Annotated in this window: 19 protein-coding genes; 11 read left to right on the top strand and 8 right to left on the bottom strand. The window is 64.3% G+C overall.

Translation table 11 applies throughout. The annotated features are described in order from the left end of the window. The first annotated feature begins 72 nt into the window (after window positions 1–72). The gene (gene uvrB / locus QA635_RS06845) at window positions 73–2,985 is read left to right on the top strand and encodes an excinuclease ABC subunit UvrB (protein WP_283068076.1); all 2,913 of its coding nucleotides are present in this window, start codon (window positions 73–75) and stop codon (window positions 2,983–2,985) included. Window positions 2,986–2,988: 3 nt separating this feature from the next. After that, window positions 2,989–3,405: a pyridoxamine 5'-phosphate oxidase family protein gene (locus tag QA635_RS06840; RefSeq protein WP_283068073.1), complete on the top strand. Its 417-nt coding sequence runs from the start codon at window positions 2,989–2,991 to the stop codon at window positions 3,403–3,405. 27 nt (window positions 3,406–3,432) lie between these two features. Here the strand turns inward: QA635_RS06840 and QA635_RS06835 are convergent, their stop codons facing one another. From QA635_RS06835 to QA635_RS06820, 4 genes are all read right to left on the bottom strand, one after another. After that, window positions 3,433–3,933 carry a GNAT family N-acetyltransferase gene (locus QA635_RS06835; RefSeq protein WP_283068070.1) on the bottom strand — a complete coding sequence of 167 codons (501 nt, stop codon included), beginning with the start codon at window positions 3,931–3,933 and terminating at the stop codon, window positions 3,433–3,435. Between the two features lie 485 nt (window positions 3,934–4,418). After that, the gene (locus QA635_RS06830; RefSeq protein WP_038387371.1) at window positions 4,419–4,613 is read right to left on the bottom strand and encodes a hypothetical protein; all 195 of its coding nucleotides are present in this window, start codon (window positions 4,611–4,613) and stop codon (window positions 4,419–4,421) included. A 113-nt stretch (window positions 4,614–4,726) separates the two neighbouring features. Beyond that, window positions 4,727–4,960 carry a hypothetical protein gene (locus tag QA635_RS06825; protein ID WP_283068067.1) on the bottom strand — a complete coding sequence of 78 codons (234 nt, stop codon included), beginning with the start codon at window positions 4,958–4,960 and terminating at the stop codon, window positions 4,727–4,729. Window positions 4,961–5,371: 411 nt separating this feature from the next. After that, a complete protein-coding gene (locus QA635_RS06820) occupies window positions 5,372–6,490 on the bottom strand; it encodes an alpha/beta fold hydrolase (protein ID WP_283068066.1) in 1,119 nt (372 codons plus the stop codon). A gap of 312 nt (window positions 6,491–6,802) precedes the next feature. Here QA635_RS06820 and QA635_RS06815 point away from each other — a divergent pair, with 312 nt between their 5' ends. The 6 genes from QA635_RS06815 to QA635_RS06790 all read left to right on the top strand — a co-directional run bounded on the left by QA635_RS06815 (window position 6,803) and on the right by QA635_RS06790 (window position 10,429). After that, on the top strand, window positions 6,803–7,273 hold the full coding sequence (locus QA635_RS06815) for a nuclear transport factor 2 family protein (protein ID WP_057019035.1): 471 nt from the start codon (window positions 6,803–6,805) through the stop codon (window positions 7,271–7,273). Between the two features lie 60 nt (window positions 7,274–7,333). Next, window positions 7,334–7,594 carry a hypothetical protein gene (locus QA635_RS06810; protein WP_137479000.1) on the top strand — a complete coding sequence of 87 codons (261 nt, stop codon included), beginning with the start codon at window positions 7,334–7,336 and terminating at the stop codon, window positions 7,592–7,594. A 287-nt stretch (window positions 7,595–7,881) separates the two neighbouring features. Then, entirely contained in the window at window positions 7,882–8,316 is a 435-nt protein-coding gene (locus tag QA635_RS06805; protein ID WP_026193357.1) for a nuclear transport factor 2 family protein, read from the top strand. A gap of 224 nt (window positions 8,317–8,540) precedes the next feature. Further along, on the top strand, window positions 8,541–9,482 hold the full coding sequence (locus QA635_RS06800) for a hypothetical protein (RefSeq protein WP_283068060.1): 942 nt from the start codon (window positions 8,541–8,543) through the stop codon (window positions 9,480–9,482). A 155-nt stretch (window positions 9,483–9,637) separates the two neighbouring features. Beyond that, on the top strand, window positions 9,638–10,060 hold the full coding sequence (locus QA635_RS06795) for a hypothetical protein (protein WP_050382841.1): 423 nt from the start codon (window positions 9,638–9,640) through the stop codon (window positions 10,058–10,060). Between the two features lie 228 nt (window positions 10,061–10,288). Beyond that, the gene (locus QA635_RS06790) at window positions 10,289–10,429 is read left to right on the top strand and encodes a hypothetical protein (RefSeq protein ID WP_167350365.1); all 141 of its coding nucleotides are present in this window, start codon (window positions 10,289–10,291) and stop codon (window positions 10,427–10,429) included. A 161-nt stretch (window positions 10,430–10,590) separates the two neighbouring features. Here the strand turns inward: QA635_RS06790 and QA635_RS06785 are convergent, their stop codons facing one another. The 3 genes from QA635_RS06785 to QA635_RS06775 form a co-directional block, all read right to left on the bottom strand. Next, entirely contained in the window at window positions 10,591–10,734 is a 144-nt protein-coding gene (locus tag QA635_RS06785; protein WP_016841369.1) for a hypothetical protein, read from the bottom strand. A gap of 172 nt (window positions 10,735–10,906) precedes the next feature. Then, complete coding sequence (locus QA635_RS06780; protein ID WP_225648039.1) at window positions 10,907–11,389, bottom strand: MaoC family dehydratase; 483 nt, start codon at window positions 11,387–11,389, stop codon at window positions 10,907–10,909. Window positions 11,390–11,397: 8 nt separating this feature from the next. After that, window positions 11,398–11,856, bottom strand: coding sequence for a MaoC family dehydratase (locus tag QA635_RS06775; protein WP_283068054.1), 459 nt, complete (start codon window positions 11,854–11,856; stop codon window positions 11,398–11,400). A 317-nt stretch (window positions 11,857–12,173) separates the two neighbouring features. Here QA635_RS06775 and QA635_RS06770 point away from each other — a divergent pair, with 317 nt between their 5' ends. Then, window positions 12,174–12,470 carry a DUF4282 domain-containing protein gene (locus QA635_RS06770; protein WP_028340592.1) on the top strand — a complete coding sequence of 99 codons (297 nt, stop codon included), beginning with the start codon at window positions 12,174–12,176 and terminating at the stop codon, window positions 12,468–12,470. Window positions 12,471–12,624: 154 nt separating this feature from the next. Next, on the top strand, window positions 12,625–12,771 hold the full coding sequence (locus QA635_RS06765) for a hypothetical protein (protein ID WP_016841361.1): 147 nt from the start codon (window positions 12,625–12,627) through the stop codon (window positions 12,769–12,771). Window positions 12,772–12,903: 132 nt separating this feature from the next. Here QA635_RS06765 and QA635_RS06760 read toward each other — a convergent pair whose 3' ends face one another. Beyond that, window positions 12,904–13,584 carry a ParA family protein gene (locus QA635_RS06760; RefSeq protein ID WP_028336032.1) on the bottom strand — a complete coding sequence of 227 codons (681 nt, stop codon included), beginning with the start codon at window positions 13,582–13,584 and terminating at the stop codon, window positions 12,904–12,906. 34 nt (window positions 13,585–13,618) lie between these two features. Here QA635_RS06760 and QA635_RS06755 point away from each other — a divergent pair, with 34 nt between their 5' ends. Beyond that, window positions 13,619–13,753: a hypothetical protein gene (locus QA635_RS06755; RefSeq protein WP_283068049.1), complete on the top strand. Its 135-nt coding sequence runs from the start codon at window positions 13,619–13,621 to the stop codon at window positions 13,751–13,753. Window positions 13,754–13,760: the final 7 nt, after the last annotated feature.

The following is a 13,760-nucleotide window of genomic DNA, read 5'->3' as shown; positions in this document are numbered from 1 at the left end:
AACCTCGCCCGCGCAGCTATCCGGCCGCCGTTTACCCTTTTCTCGCTGCCGGACTCGTCCCATATTCGGGGCATGGCGAAGACACCGAACACTCCGAAAAAGCCCGGCAAAACCCCCAAATCCAAAGCACACCGGCCCGAGGTCCTCCCGATCGGGCCCGCGCTTGCCGAATTGCTCAATCCGGCGATCAACCGCGGCGATGCCGGCATGGGTTCGGGCACCGGCCTGCAGCCGCCGCCGGACAATTCCTGGGACCGCCGCGCCGGCGGCGAGGCCGCCGCGCATCGCGCGCGGGCGTCGACGCGCGAGACCAGCGACGGCGTCGCGAAGCGCGATGCTTCCGGGCTCGAGGAGGCCCCGCAGGCCAATTACGGCACCTCGGCCACCATTCCGACGCTCGATCCGGAACTGGCGCGGCAGCTCGGCCTGCCGACCGCCGAGGATGACGAGGAGGCCCTGGCACGGCCGCCGCGCAGCAAGATGGAGGCGCTCGGCGTCAAGGCGACCGCCGACGCGCTGGAGAACCTGATCCGCGACGGCCGCCCGGAATTCCGCAAGGACGACGGCTCGATGCGGGTGTGGACCCCGCACCGCCCACCGCGCCCTGAGAAATCCGAAGGCGGCGTGCGCTTCGAGATCAAGTCCGACTACCAACCGAAGGGCGACCAGCCGACCGCGATCGCCGAGCTGGTCGAGGGCATCGACCGCAACGACCGCACCCAGGTGCTGCTCGGCGTCACCGGGTCGGGCAAGACCTACACCATGGCCAAGGTGATCGAGGCGACGCAGCGCCCCGCGTTGATCCTGGCGCCGAACAAGACGCTGGCCGCCCAGCTCTATGGCGAGTTCAAGAACTTCTTCCCCGACAACGCCGTCGAATATTTCGTCAGCTATTACGACTACTACCAGCCGGAAGCCTACGTCCCGCGCACCGACACCTATATCGAGAAGGATTCCTCGATCAACGAGCAGATCGACCGCATGCGCCACTCGGCAACGCGCGCGCTGCTCGAGCGCGACGACGTCATCATCGTCGCTTCCGTGTCCTGCATCTACGGTATCGGCTCGGTCGAGACCTACACCGCGATGACCTTCGCCTTGAAGAAGGGCGAGCGCATCGATCAGCGGCAGCTCATCGCCGACCTCGTTGCTCTCCAGTACAAGCGCACCCAGGCCGACTTCACCCGCGGCACCTTTCGCGTCCGCGGCGACGTCATCGACATCTTCCCGGCGCACTATGAGGACCGCGCCTGGCGGGTGAACCTGTTCGGCGACACCATCGAAACCATCGAGGAGTTCGATCCGCTCACCGGCCACAAGCAGGACGAGCTCGAATTCATCAAGATGTACGCCAACTCGCACTATGTGACGCCGCGCCCGACGCTGGTGCAGGCGATCAAGTCGATCAAATCAGAATTGAAGATGCGCCTCAACCAGCTCAACGACCAGGGCCGCCTCTTGGAGGCACAGCGACTCGAGCAGCGCACCACCTTCGATCTCGAGATGATGGAGGCGACCGGAAGCTGCGCCGGCATCGAGAACTATTCGCGCTATCTCACCGGGCGCCGCCCCGGCGAACCGCCGCCGACGCTGTTCGAATATGTACCGGACAACGCGCTGATCTTCGCCGACGAGAGCCACGTCACCGTGCCGCAGATCGGCGCCATGTTCCGCGGCGACTTCCGCCGCAAGGCGACGCTCGCCGAATACGGCTTCCGCCTGCCCTCCTGCATGGACAACCGGCCGCTCCGCTTCGAGGAGTGGGACATGATGCGACCGCAGACGGTGGCGGTGTCGGCGACGCCGAGCGGCTGGGAGCTGAACGAAAGCGGCGGCGTGTTCGTCGAGCAGGTGATCCGTCCGACCGGGCTGATTGATCCGCCAGTCGACATCCGCCCTGCCCGCACCCAGGTCGACGATCTCGTCGGCGAGGTGCGCGCGACGGCGGCAGCCGGCTATCGCTCGCTGATCACGGTGCTCACCAAGCGCATGGCGGAGGACCTCACCGAATATCTGCATGAGCAGGGCATCCGCGTCCGCTACATGCACTCGGACATCGACACCATCGAGCGCATTGAGATCATCCGCGATCTCCGCCTCGGCGCGTTCGACGCGCTGGTCGGCATCAACCTGTTGCGCGAGGGCCTCGACATTCCCGAATGCGCGCTGGTCGCGATCCTCGATGCCGACAAGGAAGGCTTTCTGCGCAGCGAGACCTCGCTGATCCAGACCATCGGCCGCGCCGCGCGCAACGTCGACGGCAAGGTGATCCTCTATGCCGACAGCATGACCGGCTCGATGGAGCGCGCGATGGCCGAGACCACGCGGCGCCGCGAGAAGCAGGTCGAGTACAACGAGGCCAACGGCATCACGCCGGAGAGCGTGAAGAAGTCGATCGGCGACATCCTCAACTCCGTCTACGAGCGCGACCACGTGCTGGTGGAGATCGGCGACGGCGGCATGGCCGACGAGGTGATCTCGATCGGGCATAATTTCGAGGCCGTGCTGAGCGACCTCGAAACACGGATGCGCGAGGCCGCGGCCGATTTGAACTTCGAGGAAGCCGCCCGCCTGCGTGACGAGGTCAAACGGCTGCGCGCCACCGAGATGGCCGTGGTCGACGACCCCACCGCCAAGCAGCGCAACGTGCAGAAGCAGGCCGGCGCCTATGCCGGCACCCGAAAATACGGCGATGCCGCCAACCTGCCGGCCAGCGCATTGAAGAACAAGTCGGCGCAGACCTCGCTCAAGGCAAGCCGCGGCGGCAAGTCCGGCTCACGCATCCACAAGCCCGATCTCGACGAGATGCACGGCCCGGAATCGCTGCCCTTCCGCCCCAGCGGCGCGCTGCCGGCAAAACCGTTCGGCACCACCAGCCGCATCATCCAGCCGACCGACTCGCGGCAGTCGGGTCCGGAGTTCGGCCCGTCGCCGCGCTCGAGCGGTGGTGCGCCGGGCAAGCGCGGCGGGTGGAAGAAGAGGTAGATCATGACGGGCGCCGAGCTGCTCGCCTTCCTGCGGATGCATCGGCTCGCGGTGGTCAGCACGGTTCACAACGGCGCGCCCCAGGCGGCGGTCGTCGGGATCGCGGTCAGCGACAATCTTGAGATCATCTTCGACACGCTGACCACCTCGCGCAAATACCAGAACCTCCGCGCCGATCCGCGCGCGGCGCTGGTGATCGGCTGGGACGCCGAGCAGACCGCGCAGGTCGAGGGCGTCGCGGACTTCCCGAGCGGCGCGGAGCTCATCGCCTGCAAGCAGGTGTATTTCGCGGCGTGGCCCGACGGGCTGGAGCGCGAGACATGGCCGAACATCGGCTATGTGCGGATACGGCCGAACTGGGCCCGGTTCAGCGATTTCGGCGCGGTCCCGGTGCGGATCGAGGAAATGATGCTGCCGTAAGTCACGTCGTCTTGAGGCGGTACCTGATCACGTCACATCGAAAACCGCATGGTACTTCACATCCCCCTTCGGCGGCTGACCCTTCAACACCAGCCGCTGAAAGTACGGGCTGGGCTCGCCGCCATAGGTCAGCGCGGGATCGCTCACGAAGCCGAAGCGTCCGTAATAGGCGGGATCGCCGAGCAAGACGCAGCCGTCGACATTCATCGCCGCGAGGCGAGCAAGTCCCGCGCGGATCAGCGCGCCGCCGGTGCCCTGCCGTTGCAGGTCGGGTGCGACCGAGACCGGGCCAAGGCCATACCAACGTCCTACTACACCTTCGATCCGGACCGGCGAGAACGCGACGTGGCCGAAGATGCTGCCGTCGTCGGATACAGCGACCAGAGAAATCGTCAGCGCGTCAGCCTGGCGCAGCGCCTCGACGATGCGGGCCTCGGTGCCGCTGCTGTGCGGCGCTGTCGCGAAGGCGGCCGCCGTGATGCGGCTGATCGCGGCGGCGTCTTCGGGGCGTTCGTCCCTGATCTGCATGCTCGCAGATAAGACCGATCGGCAACGGCGCGCAAGGGAAGCGCAAAGCTCGGGCAGATCATGTCGCGAGAATGCGGAGGTATGACGCACCGGCCGAACCACATATTCGCTGTCGTCCCTGCGAGGGACCCATAACCACGGACGATTATCGTGAACGACGGTGGAACGACGAGTCCCGTTCACTACAGTTACTGAGGGGTATGGGTCCCTGCTTTCGCAGGGACGACGTCCGGAAGGCGCCGCGGCCTCTCGGCTCACGCACGGATGTCTCTAGAATACTGGATCACCCGTATACGGGTGATGACTCGGCGCTGTTTGACATCTTGAATCGAGAACCACCCTCACCGTCGTCCTGGCGAAAGCCAGGACCCATTACCACCGGCTTTGGTTGTCGGCAGGACCGCGGCCCCAGTGTCGCGCAACAATTCGCATTTGGGGTAATGGGTCCTGGCTTTCGCCAGGACGACACCGAGAGTGTGGCCGCCCTACCCCGACCGCTTGTTGCTGGTGTTCTGGATCAGATTGCCGTGCGCGGCCTGCTCGCGGATGTTGTGCTTCTCGTCGTCGCGATGGCCCTTGGTGGTGTCGATGGGAACGCTGGGGGTGCTGCCGGGGCCCTTGTGGCTCTTGTTGTCGTCGGGAACGGGCTGGATGGTCTTTGTCTTTGGTTTCGTCATCATCGTCTCCGTTACGCATGGAGACAACGCGGCCGGTGCGGGCGGCGTTCCCGGAACGAGACTTCGTTCCAGGAACGTGGCTTTCACGTTCCCGGAACGTGGCTTCACAACCGACCCTACAGCTTCTCCTGCGGCGCGGGCTGTGACTGCGGCTGCTGCTGGCGCTGCTGTTTGGCATGATGGCGGCCGTAGAGGCACCCGGCGGCGGCGCCGAGCATGCCGTGATGGCCGGCATAATGACCGGCGACGCCGCCGACGATCGCACCCTTGATGCAACCCTTGGCGTCGGCAGGTGACGCCAAGGCAAACCCGCTGACGGCAATGACGGACGCGAGAACAATCGATTTCATGATACGGCTCCAATGCAATGCTGCCGCATCAACGGCGAAGCGGCACGGCCAGTTCCGGGAAGACGAAGCGGTTCACCATCGACCCCTCCGCCGGCAAGGCGGCGTCGTCGGATTGGCTGTTGTCGAACGCACCGCGACAGCGAGCCGGCGCGATTTCACCGGCCGGCCCCGGAGGAGCTCAAGGCCTCGTGGCCGATGTCGACGCCGGCTCACCGTCGCGCGGTGCGCGCTCGCATGATCTATTTGGAGACAACCAGGGCGGCGACGGCAAGCGGCATGGTGTTTCTCATAAGGAACTCCTGATCGCGGATGCGTCGCCCACGCCGAACCAACCGGGCGCGCGGGCGGAGGTTTCATTAACTCGCGGACAGCTGCCGCCGCACGGCTGCGAGGCGCGGCCGGCTCAGCCGATCAGTTCAGTTTCTTGCCGCCGTCGGTCACGCCGTCGAGGAACACGCCAGTTTCGCGGTTGAGAAACTCGACATCCGCCGGGAAGAAACCGCCGGCCGAGGCGTGGCCGGTCACGGTGCCCGGGCTGATCGTCTTGATGGTCACGCCTCCGATGTTCTGGCCCATCTGGTTTGGCTCGAATTCGGGGTTGAGCAGGTCCTTGGTGCCGGTGAGGATCAGCGTCTTCGCCTTGATCGACGCCAGCGCCTTCGCTGTGTCGCCGCCGAACCCGGCCGTGGTGCCGACATCGTGCCGGTCATAGGCCCAGCTCTGGTAGATCCAGTCGTTGGCGTCGAACAGCTTCCACAGCGCGGTCTCCTGCTCGGCCATCCAGGGCAGCACGTCGGGGCCGGACTTGAACTGCGCCGCATACATATCGGGCGTGCGCGCCGCGAGCAGCGCGACGATATCGCGGAACAGCTTGAGGCCCTTCTCCGGCGGCGCCTCGTAATTGCCGTCCTTCCACGCCGGATCGTTCATGATCGCCTTGCGCGAGGCCTCCATCACCGCGACCGACCAGGCCGGCGTCTTCGCGAGCGGCACCATCGCAACCAGCGCGTCCATGAAGTCCGGATGGCTGACGCCCCATTGCAGCGCCTGCATGCCGCCCATCGAGGGGCCGACCACGGCGACGACATGGTCGATGCCGAGCTTCTCCTTCATCAGCCGGTACTGCGATTCCACCATGTCGCGGATCGCGAATTTCGGGAACAGCATCCGCGGCTGCGCCTTCGAATTGCTCGGCGACGTGGTCAGTCCGTTGCCGATCGCATCGGTGCAGACGATGAAATACTTGTCGGGGTCGAGTGCCTTGCCGGGGCCGATCATGAAATCAAGCCGGTGATGATTGCCCGAGATCGCGGTCACCATCAGGATGGCGTTCGACTTCTTCGCGTTCAGCGTGCCGTGGGTGACGTAGGAGATCGAGAAATCCTTGATCGCCTCGCCGCTCTCGAGCTTCAGGTCGCCTTCGTTGTAGAGCTGGTGGGCAGGCTGCTGCGGCGTGTGTGCGAAGGCGGGCGGGATCGCCGGGCATGCCAGCAGCGACAGGATCGCGGCGAAGTGGGTGATGCGCTTCATTGGTCTCTCCCCATCGGGGCGGCTCTGTTCGGCCGCCTTCCGCCGCGAAGCATACGGGCCGGCGGCGCCGCGGCAAGGCCGCGGGCGCGAAGATTTAAACGGCGCAGGCGCGGAATAAACCGCCGCCTGCACCGCGACAGCCGCCCGTCGTCGCATCGCGCGAACCGGCGCGCCGCATGCATTTTGTGCCACAATGCACGCGCTGGTTGCCGAACCTAATCGCGTCTCGCGCGTCAAACATATGTTGTTTGATTGTGGAATGCTCCGGTTCACAATGCCGGGCCAGAGCGAGTCGGACCGGCGGAGTCGATCATGGGCGAGGATTTGAACCGGCAGCGCGTCTTGAACTTCCTCGACGTTTATTATGCCGGCGGCATCGAGGGCGCGCTCGATCGCTGCAGCGACGACGTCGCGTTTCTCGCCAACGCCCCGATCGACATTCTCCCGCATATGGGCCAGCACCGCGGCAAGGCCGCGCTGCGCCAGATGTGGACCACGATCCACGAGCGCTATTCGGACATGCGCTACGAGGCGCCGATCGTGGTGACCCAGGGCGACAGGGTCGCCGCGCAGCTGCGCGTGTTCTTCCGCAAGCGCAACAACGCCCGCGTGGTGCAGTTCGACGTCGCGGTGTTCTACACGCTGCGCGACGGCAAGATCACCGAGATCCGCGAGATCATCGACACCTTCGACCTCGTCCAGCAGGTGCTGGAGCGCGACGTCGCGGCGGCGCTGACCGGGCACGACGACATCGTGCAGGCAAATTCGCAACGCCGGCGTTGAACCTCGACGGTCCGGCGCTGACTTATTACCGGGCTTGTTGCGGTCGGGGCTGAAATCACCATGAAAGTCGCATTGCTCGCTGTGCTTGGCCTGGCGCTGGGCGCCCTTGGCGGCGCCGCCTTCGGCATCGGAGCCGGGCTTAGCTGGATCGGATTGGCCAGAACCTCTGGTATCGACAGCGGAACGCTGGTGTTTTTCACCTTCATGCCGCTCGGCGCCGCGATCGGCGGCATCGGCGGCGCGCTGCTGTTCGCGGTGGTGGCGATCCGCGACGCCGAGATCGTGATCGAGCGGCAACCGGTGCGGCAGCGCGACCGCTGAATTGCGGCGACCGGAGCGTTTTCGCGCGAGGCCTGCTCTCCCCACGTGGTGCGAGGTGGATGCCGGTTCGCATCAAAAAAAGCGCGTCAGAACCAGAATCCAGAGGTCGGCGGTCACATTCCGGTAAAATTCCGCGCAATTGTGCATTGCAAAAAAGTCATTTGCGTTTTTGCCGTTCCGCACTATTTCAGGCCGCAATAGCGATGTGCAGCAACCTGGCAAGGCGTCGGCGCTGACCCCCTGCCATCCGTTTGCGTTTGAAAATCCAGTTTCAGGACAAGGCCAAAATGACAGAGCATAGTCTCTGGCGTTTTTCGCGCGCATTGCATCGCGCGATCAACGAACGCCAGCTTGCAGATATCGAGCCGCTGCTCGATGACGAGGTCGAATGGTCCATCTATGGGCCGATCGATCTGTTTTCCTTTTTCGGCGCGCGCCGCGGCAAGGCCGCGGTGCTCGAGGTGATCCGGCAGATCGGCGAGAACCTCAGGGTTCACCGCTTCGACCGGGAACAGATCATGCTCGGCGTGGATTCCGCAGCCTCGATGCTGCGCTATTCGCTGACGGCACTCGACTCCAACAAGCCGATCTCGCTCCGGATCGCGCATTTCGCGCAGTTCAGGGCCGGCAAGCTGACGAGCTTCCGCGTGCTGGTCGACAGTTTCGACCTCGTCGAGCAGACCGTCGGCTACCCGATCCATCTGCCGCGCATCGCGGTCTGACGGCTTTTCGATTTCACGCCTTCGTCATGTCCGGGGCCCCTGCCCCGGCAGCGGCGGCCTGTTTTGCCAGCCCCGAACGGCCGCGCTCGGGACGCGCCGCGCGAACGCTGCGCGTTTGTCCCGGACATGACGATCACGCGTTGATCACTTGCTTTCAGAGCGCCGATGCCACAATTTTGCGCCACGGCAATGCATGCTGCGGCTCTGGAATTTGCGGGCTGGGAATGACTTTCACATTACGATTTGGCTGGGCAAGGCTGCAGGTGCTGGCAGCCGGCTTCAGCCTGGCGATGGCGCTGTCGGCCGGCGCGCAAACCCCGCCGTGGCAGATCGCTCCCGCCGCCCAGGATACCGCAGCTGATAACGCCGAGGCTGCGGCCGACGAGGAGCCGCCGGCGGCCAATGCCAATGACGCCGACATCCTGAAGGACATCGACGAGAGCAAGCTCGACTGGAGCCAGCTCGACACCGATTCCACCAGCCTGCCCACGCTGGCGCCGAAGCGTGCGGCGAGGCCCGCCAGCGTCGCCGGCAAGGATCCATCCTGGTCGACCAACAACAACGCCAACGGCTCGTCGGCGGTGTCGGTCAAGCAGTCGATCTCGCCATTCCTCGACACCCGCATCGGCGCCGACATGACGGTCGCAAAGCAAGGCACCATGACGACGTCGGAGCAGTTGTCGGAGCGGCTCGCCAATGGCGGCAGCCTGCCGCAGTCCGGCGGCTCGGCCTGGGCCGCGATCTCGACCGGCGGCGTGGCCTCGATCTGGGACAAGACCTCGGTCGAGGCGCGGGTCGATCCCTCCGCCGACCAGAGCAAGGTCGGCACCTCCTTGAGCAAGTCGGTGCCGCTGTCGGAGCAATATTCGCTGACGCTGCAGAACGGCTACAGCCTCATCCAGCAGGGCGTGGTCCCGGTGCCCGGCATCATCAGCCACCCCTCGCGCAGCTACGACACCGATCAGTCGGCGAGCCTGTCCGTTAACGACACCGGCACCAGCATCACCGCAGGCCAGACGCTGTCGACCTCCGACGACAGATGGCTGCGCCGGATCGGCGCCGAGCAGAAGCTGTTCGACGGCGTTACCGTCTCCGGCTCGGTCGGCGAGACCTCCCAGGGCACCACCAACAAGAGCATCAGCGCCGGCTACAAGCGCTCATGGTGAACGGTCTGTTAGCTCTATCGCGCTAAATGATCAGGCATTGCCGCAACTTGGCCCAGATGCGGTCAAATTCGGCGGCACTGATAGGTCCGTAACTTCATCAATTCGTCGTGCGGGGGACAAGCCGCGCTTCGCCATCGCGAACAAGGGGAAAGCCGATGAACGCCACCAACCGTACCGAGGAAACCGAAGTCGAAACGACGTCCGAGGTCGACACCAACCTCGCCGCCGTCTCGGAAGTCGAAGCCGGCATCCGCGACTTCGTGCGCAACGATATCGCCTATCTGCGCCGGCCGGTGGCGAGCCCGGAGACCGCGCCGACCGACACCAACACCGATGCCACCGTCAGCAACGTCAACTCGCTGATCCAGCGCGTCGCCGGCACCTCGCTCGCCGAGATCGAGAAGCTGATCGGCGAGCTCGAGAGCCTGCGTGACCTGCTGCATGCCGAGGGCCAGCGCGTCCAGCGCGAGATCTCCGGCTATGCCCAGCTCAGCCAGGCCGCGATGAAGTCGACGCGCATGATCGCCGACAACGTCTCGCAGTGGAAGCGCGCCGCCGACGGCCTGCGCAACAGCTGATACAGCTCAGTTTGCGAAACTGATCGCCGCCGCCTCCTGAACGGGGGGCGGCGGCTTCGCTTTGCGGCCGTGATTCAGCGCAGAACGATTCGTTATTCAGCGCGGTGTAAACTCCGCGACGTCAATTTTTGCAGAAGCCGATTTGAACGTCGGATGTCGAGCCCGCGTCCAATCCGGAATTCGCGTCCGGACCGCGCCTAGCCGGGCATCCAATTTGGAGACGAAGTCATGCAGAGCGTCCGGCCGGATAACGCCGCCGATCCGATTCCGCTGCGCCAGCCGCAGCAGGGCATCGGCACGATCATGATCCGCTTCATCGGCATATTGGCGGCCGCGACGGTCGTGATGGTGCTGATCTGGAATCGTTAAGGCATGATCCGGAAAAGTGTGAAGCGGTTTTCCGATAAGATCATGCCTAAACAGAAGCTTGATCAGGAGAAGTGTGACGCAGCCTGCCGACAGATCACATTGAAAAGCGCAAATGCACGCCACCTGCGCTCCCTCGAGCGCCGGGAGTTACAGACGGTCAATCAGCGGTCGATGCTCGCGGTGGTCTCGAAGGAATAATTGCCGTCGGCAAAACCCTTCACGACCATTCCGGTGGCCAGCATCACCACAACCGTTACCGTCGCGAAGATAATGCCGACGAGTTTCAGCGCGCTGCGATCTGCCATGGTATCCCCAGTCATTCTTGCCAGATGTCCGTGCCCTCAAACCATAAGGCAGGGACAAAGGTTCAGAATGCGTTAGCAAAAACTGAGTTCCACGCAACGCACAACTGCGTCGGCAGCAGAAGTCATTCGCTAACCATGGCGTCCGCGCAACATCAGAGGCGCGCGGGCAACATCAGGAACCGGGATTCCGCCGCGGCACGAAGGCCGTCGCAAGGAACGAGAACACCACCTCGTTGCGCTGATTGACGCCGGTGTTGCGGGCCTGAAGGATGCCCCATTCGGGCCGCTTTTCGGACGTGCGCTTGGTCTCGATCTGGTTGGTGAAACTGATGGTATCGCCTGCCAGCACCGGGCGGATCCAGCGCAGTTCGCGGAAGCCCGGCGAGGGCCCCCAGACCGCGATCTGTTCGCCGCGCGCGGCGGCTTCCGCGGCGAGTCGCTTGCCGTCGGCGACGAGCAGCTTCATGCAGACGCTGGCGACATGCCAGCCCGATGCGGCGAGCCCGCCGAACAGCGAGTTGCGCCCCTCCTCCTCGTCGAGATGGAAGCGCTGCGGATCGAACTGCGCGGCGAACCGCTTGATGTCCTCGGGCGTGAAGGTGAAGCAGCCGAACTCGCGCCGCGCGCCGATCTCGATATCTTCAAAAAAGCGCATGATCTCTCCTATGCGCTCGCGCCGTCGCGGCGGCTGACGATGATCGGCGACTCCATCTCGCACAGCATCTCGCCGCGCGCGTTGCGGATGGTGCCCTTGAAGGTGACGATGCCGGTCTCGGGCCGGCTCTTCGAGACGCGCGCCGCGACGACGTCGACATCCAGCGTCAAATCGTCGCCCGGACGCAGCGGCGCCACCCAGCGCATCTCGTTGACCCCGGGCGAACCGAGCGAGGCGGTGCGGCCGATGAAGCCGTCGAACAGCATCCGCATCATCAGCGAGCCGAGATGCCAGCCCGAGCCCGACAGGCCGCGGAGCATGGATTTCTTCGCCGCCTCCTCGTCGAGATGCATCGGCTGCGGGTCGAATTCGGCGGCAAAGGCGAGGATTTCCTCGCGTGAAACATGGCGCGGGCCGAACGTGCCGAAGCGGCCGGGCTTGAAGTCTTCGAAGGTCAGCGTGGTCATTGGGTGAGGATATGCCGGAGGGAAGCCCGATTGTGGCCGTTATTTGCGGCAATCACAACCGGCCCACTCGCATAGCTCGCCCCTGGACTGCCGGCGCCCGGTCCGGGGCTCGCCCAGGCGAGATGGTTTGGGGTTCTGCGTTATCGATCCCTCTGGTGCGGAGGCGCCTGGCGCCGTCCCGAACCATTGGCCCGGCAAAAGGCCTCGTCCCGACGGACGCCTGCGGCGCAGGGTCCCGGGATGAAGTGATCGCGCCGGCGGTCACGCAGTAGGATGGACGAGACGCGAATCATATTCGGCTGGCCGGGAGAACCATGATGTTCGATTTCCAGGATCTGTTTCAGTGGGACCGCTTCATCACGCCCACGATCATCAAGACGTTCTACTGGCTGGTGATCGCGGTCATCGTGCTGTTCGGGATCTCCGGCATCCTGTGGAGCCTCACGGCGATGGCGATCAGCCCGTTCGTCGGATTCATCCAGTTGCTCGCGTCGATCGCCAGCGTCTTCGTCGGCATCGTGTTCTCGCGCATCGCCGCCGAGTTCATCCTGATCGTATTCCGGATCAACGAGCATCTCGGCGCGATCCGCGATCGGGACGGGGCAATGCACTGAGGCGAACGACACCCGGCCGAACGCGACCGACCGCGGGGCTGTGGTTAATCCGAAGTAGCACCCGCGCACAAATGCCAGCGAAATTCCAACCGGGATTTTAAAACCGCTCGCGTACAGCCTTCCGCATTGCGCTTAAGACCAACGCGGGGGCGTCGTGAATTCGAGGAATGGCTTTGTTGCCGTGAGGCCGGGTGCCGAGCCGGGCTTTACGACCGAGGATATTTTATGGGCTGTCGGCATCTGGTCGGTGATCCTGACCTTGGTGCCGGTGATTGCGTTCTATCTGCTGATGGTGGCTTGAGGCCAACCATCGCGTCATTGCAAGCCAGCTTGCAAGTGTCAGCCAGGCAATCTGCGATTGCCTGGTCGCTTCAGCACACAAAAAACGCGCGAGTGCCGCGCGTTCTTTCCATTTCGAACGTAAGCGGCGTTGTTACGCCGCTTGCTTGTGCATCGTACCGGACGCCGACGCCGTGCCGCGGATCGCCTTGATCGAGCGTTCGATCGCGGCCCACAGCCGATTGATCTCGGCAGCAGCACGGCCTTCGGCGTAATATTCGCGGGCGCCTTCGCCCTGGCCGAGCGCCATCAGAAGATCGGCGCGGTTGGTGATCTGGCCGCTCCACACCGGTGCGCGGAATTTCGCCAGCGCCTCGCGCGCGATCGCGACGATGCGGCTTTCGGCGCCGTCACGCTGCGCGGGCGCGCCGTTGATCACGACGGCATAGGGCTTGCGCATCGAGCGGCAGGTCTGGATGGTTTCCTGCACGGCGTTGACGTCGAACACGCCGGGCCGCGCCGGAATGATCACCATCGTGGCGTTCTTGATGGAGTCGTCGACCACGGCTGATAGATTCGGCGGCGTGTCGATGAACACCCACTCGATGCCGTCACGCTTGGCCTGGGCAATGATCCCGCTGACCGAGTTCACCGCCGTCTTGATCGCCGGCTCGTTGGTGCCGCGCAGCTTGTGCCAGAGAGTCAGCGAGCCCTGCGGATCGGCGTCGATCAGCAGACAGGGCTTCGTTGCCTTGTGCACTTGCGCGGCGAGGTGAGCAGCCAGGGTACTTTTTCCCGAGCCCCCCTTACGCGAAGCGAAAACAATCACGTTCATACGTTGGCCTCCAGATTGACCCCAGGAGGCGAAAATGAATCAGCACGCTGATTCGCGAAAGAAAAAATTTCTTGCAATCCGCAAAGCGGCCAAGATTACCGGTGCGTTTTGCTTTTTGAGTCACACCGAACTTATGACGCAACCCCAAATGGAAGCGCTAAGCGTTTGATTTGACT

This window comes from Bradyrhizobium brasilense, from assembly GCF_029714345.1.
Lineage (GTDB): Bacteria > Pseudomonadota > Alphaproteobacteria > Rhizobiales > Xanthobacteraceae > Bradyrhizobium > Bradyrhizobium australafricanum.
This window is presented reverse-complemented; position numbering and strand designations above follow the sequence as displayed.